Source organism: Pseudomonas sp. Root562, from assembly GCF_001427125.1.
Classification (GTDB): Bacteria; Pseudomonadota; Gammaproteobacteria; order Pseudomonadales; family Pseudomonadaceae; genus Aquipseudomonas.
In genome coordinates this window covers 172,173-183,698 of record NZ_LMGK01000025.1, presented here as the reverse complement: position 1 = coordinate 183,698, position 11,526 = coordinate 172,173, and the positions used below count along the sequence as shown (strand labels likewise).

At 55.0% G+C, this 11,526-nt stretch carries 10 protein-coding genes; all 10 read left to right on the top strand.

What is annotated here, in order from left to right:
* Positions 1-70 precede the first annotated feature (70 nt).
* The 10 genes from serC to ASD60_RS24455 all read left to right on the top strand — a co-directional run bounded on the left by serC (position 71) and on the right by ASD60_RS24455 (position 11,221).
* Positions 71-1,156, top strand: coding sequence for a 3-phosphoserine/phosphohydroxythreonine transaminase (gene serC, locus ASD60_RS24495; RefSeq protein ID WP_056856457.1), 1,086 nt, complete (start codon positions 71-73; stop codon positions 1,154-1,156).
* Positions 1,156-2,250: a prephenate dehydratase gene (gene pheA, locus ASD60_RS24490; RefSeq protein WP_007939916.1), complete on the top strand. Its 1,095-nt coding sequence runs from the start codon at positions 1,156-1,158 to the stop codon at positions 2,248-2,250. Before serC ends, pheA begins: the two co-directional genes overlap by 1 nt.
* A 12-nt stretch (positions 2,251-2,262) precedes the next feature.
* Complete coding sequence (gene hisC, locus ASD60_RS24485; RefSeq protein WP_056856456.1) at positions 2,263-3,375, top strand: histidinol-phosphate transaminase; 1,113 nt, start codon at positions 2,263-2,265, stop codon at positions 3,373-3,375.
* Between the two features lie 28 nt (positions 3,376-3,403).
* Complete coding sequence (locus ASD60_RS24480; protein WP_056856893.1) at positions 3,404-5,611, top strand: bifunctional prephenate dehydrogenase/3-phosphoshikimate 1-carboxyvinyltransferase; 2,208 nt, start codon at positions 3,404-3,406, stop codon at positions 5,609-5,611.
* Complete coding sequence (cmk, locus tag ASD60_RS24475) at positions 5,608-6,297, top strand: (d)CMP kinase (protein WP_056856455.1); 690 nt, start codon at positions 5,608-5,610, stop codon at positions 6,295-6,297. The genes ASD60_RS24480 and cmk overlap by 4 nt, the downstream gene beginning before the upstream one ends.
* A 119-nt stretch (positions 6,298-6,416) precedes the next feature.
* Positions 6,417-8,108 (top strand): 30S ribosomal protein S1, encoded by a 1,692-nt coding sequence (rpsA, locus tag ASD60_RS24470; RefSeq protein ID WP_056856454.1) that lies wholly within the window; start codon positions 6,417-6,419, stop codon positions 8,106-8,108.
* Between the two features lie 247 nt (positions 8,109-8,355).
* A complete protein-coding gene (locus tag ASD60_RS24465; RefSeq protein ID WP_056856453.1) occupies positions 8,356-8,634 on the top strand; it encodes a hypothetical protein in 279 nt (92 codons plus the stop codon).
* A 150-nt stretch (positions 8,635-8,784) separates the two neighbouring features.
* Positions 8,785-9,081, top strand: a complete 297-nt coding sequence (gene ihfB, locus ASD60_RS24460) for an integration host factor subunit beta (RefSeq protein WP_056856452.1) — start codon at positions 8,785-8,787, stop codon at positions 9,079-9,081.
* Between the two features lie 28 nt (positions 9,082-9,109).
* Positions 9,110-9,337 carry a lipopolysaccharide assembly protein LapA domain-containing protein gene (locus tag ASD60_RS28580; RefSeq protein ID WP_082557663.1) on the top strand — a complete coding sequence of 76 codons (228 nt, stop codon included), beginning with the start codon at positions 9,110-9,112 and terminating at the stop codon, positions 9,335-9,337.
* A 285-nt stretch (positions 9,338-9,622) separates the two neighbouring features.
* A complete protein-coding gene (locus ASD60_RS24455) occupies positions 9,623-11,221 on the top strand; it encodes a hypothetical protein (protein ID WP_056856451.1) in 1,599 nt (532 codons plus the stop codon).
* The last annotated feature ends 305 nt before the right edge of the window (positions 11,222-11,526 follow it).

The window sequence follows — 11,526 nt, the reverse complement described above, 5'->3', positions numbered from 1 at the left end:
GCAGAGCGTGGGAACGATCATTCGCAGACCAAAAGATTCAAGTGACCACCAGATCAGAGCGAGATTGGATGTGAGCAAGAGAGCCTATAACTTCTGTGCCGGTCCTGCGGCGCTTCCCGAAGCTGTCCTGAAGCGCGCCCAGGGTGAACTTCTCGATTGGCACGGCAAGGGCCTGTCGGTCATGGAAATGAGCCATCGCAGCGATGAGTTCGTGTCCATTGCCACCAAGGCAGAGCAGGATCTGCGTGATCTGCTGAATATCCCCTCGAACTATAAAGTGCTGTTCCTGCAAGGCGGCGCCAGCCAGCAATTTGCGCAGATTCCGCTGAACCTGTTGCCGGAAAACGGCTCTGCCGACTATATCGACACCGGTATCTGGTCGCAGAAAGCCATCGAAGAAGCTTCGCGCTATGGTCACGTCAACGTCGCCGCAACCGCCAAGCCTTACGATTACTTCGCCATCCCCGGCCAGAACGAATGGAAGCTGTCGAAAGACGCGGCCTACGTTCACTACGCACCGAACGAAACCATCGGCGGCCTGGAATTCCAATGGATTCCGGAAACCGGTGATGTTCCGCTGGTGGCCGACATGTCCTCGGACATCCTGTCGCGTCCGGTGGATGTTTCCCGTTTCGGCATGATCTACGCCGGCGCGCAGAAAAACATCGGCCCGAGCGGCATCGTCGTCAACATCGTGCGCGAAGACCTGCTGGGTCACGCCCGTTCGCTGTGCCCGACCATGCTCAACTACAAGGTCGCGGCCGATAACGGCTCGATGTACAACACGCCGCCAACCCTGGCCTGGTACTTGTCCGGCCTGGTGTTCGAGTGGCTGAAAGAGCAGGGCGGTGTCGAAGCCATCGGCAAGCTCAATGAAGTGAAAAAGCGCACGCTCTACGACTTCATTGATGCCAGCGGTCTGTACAGCAACCCGATCAATCACTCGGACCGCTCGTGGATGAACGTGCCGTTCCGCCTGGCTGACGATCGTCTGGACAAGCCGTTCCTGGCCGGCGCCGACGAACGCGGCCTGCTGAACCTCAAAGGGCACCGTTCCGTGGGCGGCATGCGTGCCTCCATCTATAACGCCGTCGACATCAACGCGATCAACGCGCTGGTTTCGTACATGGCAGAGTTCGAGAAGGAACACGGCTGATGTCTGAGCAAGAACTCAAGGCACTGCGCCTGCGCATTGATGCTCTGGACGAAAAAGTCCTGGAGCTGATCAGTGAGCGCGCGCGCTGCGCCCAGGAAGTCGCGCGAGTAAAGATGGCCTCGCTGGCCGAAGGCGAAGTGCCGGTGTTCTATCGTCCCGAGCGCGAAGCTCAGGTGCTCAAGCGTGTCATGGAACGCAACCAGGGGCCGCTGGGCAACGAAGAGATGGCGCGGCTGTTCCGCGAAATCATGTCTTCTTGCCTGGCGCTGGAGCAGCCACTGAAAGTGGCTTACCTCGGCCCTGAAGGCACCTTCACCCAAGCGGCAGCGATGAAACACTTCGGCCATGCCGTGATCAGCAAGCCGATGGCGGCGATCGACGAAGTGTTCCGTGAAGTGGCGGCCGGTGCGGTGAACTTTGGCGTGGTCCCGGTGGAAAACTCCACCGAAGGCGCGGTCAACCACACCCTCGACAGCTTCCTCGAACACGACATGGTGATCTGCGGTGAAGTCGAGCTGCGCATTCACCATCACCTGTTGGTTGGTGAAAACACCAAGACCGACAGCATCAGCCGTATCTACTCCCACGCCCAGTCCCTGGCCCAGTGCCGCAAGTGGCTGGACGCCCATTACCCGAATGTCGAGCGCGTGGCAGTGTCCAGCAACGCCGAAGCGGCCAAGCGGGTCAAAGGCGAGTGGAACTCGGCGGCGATTGCCGGCGACATGGCGGCCGGTCTCTACGGGTTGACCCGTTTGGCCGAGAAGATCGAGGACCGTCCGGACAACTCCACGCGCTTCCTCATGATCGGTAATCAGGAAGTGCCGCCGACCGGCGACGACAAAACCTCGATCATCGTGTCCATGAGCAACAAGCCGGGCGCGCTGCATGAATTGCTGGTGCCGTTCCACGATAACGGCATCGATCTGACGCGCATCGAGACCCGTCCGTCGCGCAGCGGTAAATGGACCTACGTGTTCTTCATCGACTTTGTCGGCCACCACCGCGATCCGCTGGTAAAAGGTGTGCTGGAAAAGATCAGTCAGGAAGCAGTGGCACTCAAAGTGCTGGGTTCCTACCCGAAAGCAGTTCTCTAAGGGGCGGTAGCAATGAGTGGCAATTTCCTCGCTCTGGCACAGCCGGGCGTGCAACAACTTTCGCCTTATGTTCCGGGCAAACCCGTGGACGAACTGGCGCGCGAGCTGGACCTCGATCCGGCCAGCATCGTCAAACTGGCGAGCAATGAAAACCCGCTGGGCGCGAGCCCCAAGGCGTTGGCAGCCATCCGTGATGCATTGGCCGAGCTGACCCGCTATCCGGATGGCAACGGTTTTGCGCTCAAGTCCCTGCTGGCCGAGCAGTGCCGCGTCGAGCTGAACCAGGTAACGCTGGGCAACGGTTCCAACGACATTCTTGAGCTGGTGGCGCGCGCCTACCTGGCGCCGGGCCTCAACGCCGTGTTCAGCGAGCACGCGTTCGCGGTCTACCCGATTGCCACTCAGGCGGTGGGTGCCCAGGCCAAGGTCGTTCCGGCCAAGGAATGGGGGCATGACCTGCCGGCCATGCTGGCGGCCATCGATGCCAACACCCGCGTGGTGTTCATCGCCAACCCGAACAACCCGACCGGCACCTGGTTCGACGCCGAGGCGCTGGACGAATTCCTGCAGGATGTCCCGGAGCACGTATTGGTCGTGCTGGACGAGGCCTACATCGAATACGCCGAGGGCAGCGACCTGCCGGACGGTCTGGATTTCCTCGCGGCTTATCCGAACCTGCTGGTCTCGCGTACGTTCTCCAAGGCCTACGGCCTGGCATCGCTGCGCGTCGGTTATGGTTTGTCCAGCGCCGTGGTGGCCGATGTGCTGAACCGTGTGCGCCAGCCATTCAACGTCAACAGCCTGGCTCTGGCCGCGGCTTGCGCGGCGTTGAAAGACCAGGACTACCTGGCTGAAAGCCGCCGCCTGAACGAAGCCGGCATGCAGCAACTGCAAGCGGGTTTCCGGGAGCTGGGGCTGAGCTGGATTCCTTCCAAAGGCAACTTCATTTGCGTCGATCTCGGTCAAGTCGCGGCCCCGGTGTTCCAGGGCTTGCTGCGCGAAGGCGTGATCGTGCGTCCGGTGGCCAACTACGGCATGCCGAACCACCTGCGTGTGACCATCGGTCTGCCGGCAGAAAACAGCCGCTTCCTTGAGGCGCTGACCAAGGTTCTGGCTCGTGGTTGATGTCACTGCACTGCAATCTGCTGAACCTATGATCGGGCGCCTGGTGGTAGTCGGTCTGGGGTTGATCGGCGGTTCGTTTGCCAAGGGTTTGCGCGAAAGTGGCGTGTGCCGCGAAGTGGTCGGGGTCGATCTCGATCCGCAGTCGCGCAAGCTGGCGGTTGAACTGGGTGTGGTGGATCGCTGCGAAGAAGACCTGGCCGTTGCTTGCCAAGGTGCCGACGTGATCCAGCTCGCCATCCCGATCCTCGCCATGGAGAAAATGCTTGGCCGTTTGGCCAGCATGGACTTGGGGCAAGCGGTTCTGACCGATGTCGGCAGCGCCAAGGGCAACGTCGTACGTGCCGCCACAGAAGCGTTCGGCGGCATGCCGTCGCGCTTCGTGCCGGGACATCCGATCGCCGGCTCCGAGCAGAGCGGGGTGGAGGCCTCCAATGCTGAGCTGTTCCGTCGCCACAAGGTGATCCTGACGCCGCTGGAGCAGACCGATCCGCAAGCTTTGGCCGTGGTCGATCGACTGTGGCGCGAATTGGGCGCCGATGTCGAGCACATGCAGGTCGAGCGCCACGACGAAGTCCTGGCGGCGACCAGTCACCTGCCGCACCTGTTGGCCTTCGGTTTGGTCGATTCGTTGGCCAAGCGCAATGAAAATCTTGAGATCTTCCGTTACGCTGCGGGCGGTTTCCGCGATTTCACGAGAATCGCCGGAAGCGACCCGGTCATGTGGCACGACATCTTCCTCGCCAACCGCGAAGCTGTCCTGCGCACACTCGATACATTTCGCAGCGACCTCGACGCCTTGCGCGACGCGGTCGATGCAGGGGATGGGCACCAATTGTTGGGCGTTTTCACTCGCGCCCGGGTTGCCCGCGAGCATTTCAGTAAAATCCTGGCCCGTCGGGCCTATGTGGACGCTATGAATTCCAACGATCTGATTTTCCTGGCTCAACCTGGTGGCCGCCTGTCCGGTCGGATTCGCGTACCAGGTGACAAATCGATTTCCCACCGTTCGATCATGCTCGGCTCCCTGGCCGAAGGCGTCACCGAAGTCGAAGGCTTCCTTGAGGGCGAAGACGCCCTGGCGACCTTGCAGGCGTTCCGTGACATGGGCGTGGTCATCGAAGGCCCGCACCACGGTCGTGTGACCATTCACGGTGTCGGCCTGCATGGCCTGAAACCCGCGCCTGGCCCGATCTACCTGGGCAACTCCGGTACTTCGATGCGCCTGTTGTCCGGCCTGCTGGCCGCGCAGGACTTCGACAGCACCCTGACCGGCGATGCTTCGCTGTCCAAGCGCCCGATGAATCGCGTGGCCAATCCGCTGCGCGAAATGGGCGCCGTGATCGAAACCGCCGCTGAAGGCCGTCCGCCGATGGTCATCCGTGGTGGCAACAAGCTCAAGGGCCTGACTTACACCATGCCAATGGCCAGTGCCCAGGTGAAATCCTGCCTGCTGCTGGCGGGCCTGTATGCCGAAGGCAAGACCACCGTCACCGAACCGGCACCGACCCGCGATCACACCGAGCGTATGTTGCGCGGCTTCGGCTACCCGGTCACCGTCAATGGCGCGACCGCCTCCGTCGAGTCCGGCAGCAAGCTGACCGCGACCCACATTGAAGTACCGGGCGACATCTCGTCGTCGGCGTTCTTCCTGGTGGCTGCATCGATCGCTGAAGGTTCTGAGCTGGTACTTGAACACGTCGGCATCAACCCGACCCGTACCGGTGTGATCGACATCCTGCGCCTGATGGGCGCCGACATCACCCTGGAAAACCAGCGTGAAGTGGGTGGCGAGCCGGTAGCGGATTTGCGCGTACGGGCGGCTAAACTCAAGGGTATCGAGATTCCTGAAGAGTTGGTTCCGTTGGCTATCGACGAATTCCCGGTCCTGTTCGTGGCAGCTGCCTGCGCCGAAGGCCGTACTGTGCTGACTGGCGCCGAAGAGCTGCGGGTCAAGGAGTCGGACCGTATCCAGGTCATGGCCGATGGCCTGCTGGCGCTGGGCGTCAAGTGTGAGCCAACGCCGGACGGCATCATTATCGACGGCGGCTCGATCGGCGGCGGCGAAGTGCATGGTCACGGCGATCACCGGATCGCCATGGCATTCAGCGTTGCATCGCTGCGCGCTACGGCACCGATCCGCATCCATGATTGCGCTAACGTCGCGACGTCGTTCCCGAACTTCCTGGCGTTGTGCGCACAGGTCGGTATCCGCGTTGCCCAAGAGGCTCAGTCGTGATCAAAATTGCACCGGTCATCACCATCGATGGGCCGAGCGGCTCCGGCAAAGGTACGGTCGCCGGGATCCTGGCCAAGCGTCTGGGCTGGAACCTGCTGGATTCCGGTGCGCTGTATCGGCTGCTGGCATTCGCCGCGCATAACCACGGCGTTGACCTGACCAACGAAGAATTGCTGAAAAAACTTGCCGCTCATCTGGATGTGCAGTTCATCGCGGCGACCGAAGGTCAGCTGCAACGCATCATCCTGGAAGGCGACGAAGTCAGCGATGTGATCCGCACGGAAAGCGTCGGCTCCGGAGCCTCCCAAGTGGCTGCATTGCCCGCCGTACGCGAGGCGCTGCTGCAGCGCCAGCGTGCATTTCAGGAAGCGCCGGGCCTGGTGGCCGATGGCCGGGACATGGGGACGGTGGTTTTTCCGGACGCGCCGCTGAAGATTTTCCTGACCGCCAGTGCCGAGGAGCGTGCGCGCCGTCGATACTTGCAGTTGAAGGGCAAAGTCGATGGTGTTAGTCTGTCGAGTCTGCTAGATGAGATACGTGCACGCGATGAGCGTGACACCCAGCGAGCGGTAGCCCCGCTCAAGCCGGCGGCTGACGCCATACAGCTGGATTCCACGGAATTGTCCATCGACCAGGTGCTGGAACGCATCATGAGCGAGATCGCCATTCGCGATATCGCCGGGTGACCAAGAAGGCCGCAGGGGACCAGTCATAGTCCTGGGGCGCTTCTTCTAAATGAAACTAACCCACACCGTCTGGGGTGTGGAGATGGGCGTATTCTTCGCCCTCATCAACAGGAATTAAAATGAGCGAAAGCTTTGCGGAACTCTTTGAAGAAAGCCTAAAAACCCTGAACCTTCAGGCAGGCTCCATCATCACCGGTGTTATCGTTGATATCGATTACCAAGCTCGCTGGGTAACCGTTCACGCTGGCCTGAAGTCTGAAGCACTCATCCCGCTTGAGCAGTTCTACAACGACGCTGGCGACCTGACTATCAACGTCGGTGACGAAGTTCACGTTGCGCTGGACTCGGTTGAAGACGGCTTTGGTGAAACCAAGCTGTCCCGTGAAAAAGCCAAGCGCGCTGAATGCTGGATTGTTCTGGAAGCAGCCTTCGCAGCCGAAGAAGTGGTCAAGGGCGTTATCAACGGTAAGGTTAAAGGCGGCTTCACTGTCGACGTTAACGGCATCCGTGCGTTCCTGCCAGGTTCTCTGGTTGACGTCCGTCCAGTGCGCGACACCACGCACCTGGAAGGCAAAGAGCTGGAATTCAAGGTCATCAAGCTGGACCAGAAGCGCAACAACGTTGTCGTTTCCCGTCGCAGCGTCCTGGAAGCCGAGAACTCCGCCGAGCGCGAAGCTCTGCTGGAATCCCTGCAGGAAGGCCAACAAGTCAAAGGTATCGTCAAGAACCTCACCGATTACGGCGCATTCGTCGATCTGGGTGGCGTCGATGGCCTGCTGCACATTACCGACATGGCTTGGAAGCGCATCAAGCATCCTTCCGAAATCGTCAACGTTGGCGACGAGATCGATGTCAAGGTTCTGAAGTACGATCGCGAGCGCAATCGTGTTTCCCTGGGCCTGAAGCAACTGGGCGAAGATCCATGGGTTGCTATCAAAGCCCGTTACCCAGAAAGCACTCGCGTTACCGCTCGTGTAACCAACCTGACCGACTACGGCTGCTTCGCTGAGCTGGAAGAAGGCGTTGAAGGTCTGGTACACGTTTCCGAAATGGACTGGACCAACAAGAACATCCACCCTTCGAAAGTCGTACAAGTCGGCGACGAAGTGGAAGTCATGGTTCTGGACATCGACGAAGAGCGTCGTCGTATCTCCCTGGGCATCAAGCAGTGCAAATCTAACCCATGGGAAGATTTCTCTGGCCAGTTCAACAAGGGCGATAAAATCTCCGGCACCATCAAGTCGATCACCGATTTCGGTATCTTCATTGGTCTGGACGGCGGCATCGACGGTCTGGTTCACCTGTCCGACATCTCCTGGAACGAAGTGGGCGAAGAAGCCGTACGCCGTTTCAAGAAGGGCGACGAGCTGGACACCGTTATCCTGTCGGTTGACCCAGAGCGTGAGCGCATCTCCCTGGGCATCAAGCAACTGGAAAGCGATCCGTTCTCCGAGTACGTTCAAGAGAACGACAAAGGCGCAATCGTTAAGGGCATCGTGAAAGAAGTTGACGCCAAAGGCGCCATCATCACCCTGGCCGACGATATCGAAGCGACTCTGAAAGCCTCCGAAATCAGCCGTGACCGCGTTGAAGACGCGCGCAACGTTCTGAAAGAAGGCCAGGAAGTAGAAGCCAAGATCATCAGTGTTGATCGCAAGAGCCGCGTAATCCAGCTCTCGATCAAGTCGAAAGACGATGCTGAAGAGAAAGAAGCAATCCAGAGCTTGAAAGACAAGCCTGCTGCTGACATGGCTGCTGGTCCTACCACTCTGGGCGACCTGTTGCGTGCACAAATGGAAAAACAGAACTAAGTTCTGACTTTCTGTAAAAAAGGGCGACTTCGGTCGCCCTTTTTTATGCCCGGAATTTGTAGCTTCTCCCCCGTAGGCGCTGCCGAAGGCGGCGGTCCTTCCAACATGCGCGCACGATCAGCAAACCCACGAAACCAACACCCCCGCAAAACTGTCTCTTTCTTTAACAGGATCAACCGCTTATTTGCAGCTAGTCTTACGCTCAAGCGAACCAAGCCAGGGCGGCATGCCTGGCATAAGGAAGTGAATGAACAAGCTCATCGTCGCAATAGCTTTACTGACACTGGCGGGTTGTACCACTAATGCCAAGACCCATGCGGTACGAGGTGTCAGCGGCATAGAGGTTGATTGTTCGGGATTGGGCTCGGGCTGGGAGAAATGCCAAAAGCGCGCAGCCAAGGAGTGCAAGGGCGCCGGCTATAAAGTCGTCACCCGGTCAGACGATGCAAAGGAAGAGGATGAATTCCCATTCGGCTTCAATCCGGCAGGCTACCTGACACGAACCATGCTGGTCATCTGCAGGTAACGTCGCCAATCAGGATCGGCGTAGTGACACTCAGAACCGCCACCTTCTTGTGCTGGAAGATATGTCAAAACTCGGGCTGTTCAAATTGATGCGGGCGTGCTAAAACCTCTGGAGCGATTTTCCTAGCTGCTTGAAAAAGAAGGGAAAAATATGACGAAGTCGGAGTTGATCGAACGAATTGTCACCCATCAAGGGCTGCTCTCATCCAAGGATGTCGAGCTGGCCATCAAGACCATGCTCGAACAAATGTCCCAATGCCTGGCCACCGGTGATCGGATCGAGATCCGTGGGTTCGGCAGCTTCTCCCTGCACTACCGCGCACCGCGGGTAGGTCGGAATCCGAAAACTGGTCAGTCGGTTAGCCTGGATGGCAAGTTTGTTCCGCATTTTAAGCCGGGGAAGGAGCTCAGGGATCGTGTCAACGAGGATGAGGAGGAAGGGAATTGATAGTTGTAGCAGGCAATGGAGATAACTCGTGAGTAATCTCAAGCGTTTACTCCTCGGGCTAATCCTTTTATTGCTCGTCGTTGCCGTATTGGTATTCGTTCTGGAAAATCAGCAGCCCGTTACCCTGGCATTTTTCGGATGGGTCGCGCCGCGGTTACCATTGGCTGGTGTTACTATCGGTTCATTGCTAATTGGTCTAGTAATTGGGCCGTTGATAGGTTTATTACTTAATCGTGCAGGTCGTAGTGGCAACTGAAATAGCTGAACTTATCCCTTCAAGAGGTTGCACAATTTATATTTCACGCTGAGGTACAGCTCAAGTGTAGAGGTGTTATCTCACAAACGAAAAAGAAGCGACCAGTTAGGCGCCGGGCAGTGAGTTGATAGTTTGGTAGACTAATACTGGCAGATGATCCATTGAAACTTTAGACTAAGGTGGGTGTTTGGTGTTGGACTTGAGGTCTTGATGTCAGTGCTTTTGTAGAGCAACCTGTTACAAATGGAAGTTAAAGTTGGATAGTTATTACGGAACTCACGCTCTATGTTTGTAGCAATGATAAAAAAAATATCGAAAACATCATCGTTAGGTTTAATTTTCAGCATATCGATTGTCGTTTTAGCGTATTTATCTTACGTTTTTCCAATGATTTATGCATATTTCGAGTCGGTAAATTTTATTTATGTAAACGCATGGGATGAAGAAACCTATCTTAGTTATCAGGGGGCGCATGGCTCATTAAGTATTCCAGGATATTGGACTTCAGGCGGAATCGTATACGCACTACAAAATCTAGGGTTCAGTGGAGGGGAGATAAATATAATATTTGACTGTTTGTTGACTCCTGTAACTTTTTCTTTGATTTTTTTTATACTCCGGTACTTGAAAGTTGAAAGTAGTCAAGCATTGATCTATGGGGTTGTGATTTTATTTTCCCCTATTCTTTTTAATTTCGGCAATCCGTTGCTATCGGGTTTTACCAGGGAGTACGGGATTTTAGGGTATGGTTGGGAATACTATCAGTCAGCCTTGCGCACACCAGAGCCGCAACTATCATATTTTTTTGTTGTGTTGGCCGTCGCTGGATATTTGAAGACCAGAAAAATTAGTTTTTTGTTTGCAGTAGTGCCGCTTCTTTATTTTTATGTGGGTGTTCCGTATGCATATTTTCTTGTTAGCGGTTTAATACTGCTGTATTCAAAATTTATTGAACGGAGTTTAGATTTTTTAAGGGTTGGTATAATCTGTATAATATCTTATCTGGTCGTTTCAATTGGATTCATTGTTTTTGATTTTTTGTTTTTGTCTAAAGATGTATTCATCACGGGTATACCTCAAGGGTATATAAAAACCCATGTGCCAGTATTTCCTGTTTCAGCAGGACTCATGTTTTTCTTTTTGTTGGTGGAAAGGGCTATTTTGAGTCCGGAAGCTTTCAAAAAAAGTAAACAGGTGCATGCGCAACTGTATGTTGCCATCTCGATATTTTTCATATGCAACTTGCATATGATTTCAGGGGTTATGCTCTCCTATAAAAACTATCTTGACTATTCTACCGGCTTAATTGCTGGCGTTGGGATTGTGATTTTTCTGGACTTTCTGAGATGTCATTCGATCAAGTGGGCGAATGCAGTGTGCTTTGTGTCAGTTTCACTCATTTTATACCTGACATTTAAGGCTTATGGCTTCAGCTTTAGTGCGATGGAGTATAATTTCTTTCGCGGATTACAATTCAATTCGATCGAAGAGTATGAAGCTGCCACCGATGATCCAATGTCTACAATTATTCAGGATAGTGATCTTGCTGCTAAGTTGCCTTACTCAGTTCCTAAAATGACAGCCCCATTATTTTCCTATCAATATAATTATCCAATGGTGGCTAATGGCTGTCGCTCAGTACTTCAGCGTATGGAGTTTGTAGTTGGTTATTTGAAAAGCAATCCCCAGAATGTTCCCTTAGTAAATTTCCAATATCTTGAAGCGTCAATAAAAGCATTTTCCGGACAAAAATACGTACCGCTTGAATTGCAAAAAAACGGGCCGGACAAGAAATCCTGCAAAATAATCAATCCGGAGGGAAGTTTTCGGATATTGGATTATCGTTACAAGGATAACGGATGGCTGAGAGTAAAATTGTTCTGAGTTTTAACGCGTTTCATAGAAAAGCTGACGAAAAAAAAAGGCGATCAATGAGCTGGTGTGTTTTATGAAGTTCATTTCAGAAGCTTGGCTTTAAATGCTCAACATTCGCTCTAGGTGAGTCTTAATTTGGACTCGATGTAAAATTATCGTGATGCATTATAGAGGTGCAGTCTGGGGAGCACAGGTAGACGCTTGGTCACGCTTCAAACTAGCGTAACTCATACGCTAAATGTGTACGTAGTTGGCGGCACAGTTCTGGTGTTCACGCAATCAGGTTGAGTCAGTTGATCTGGAAGTTTGTATGG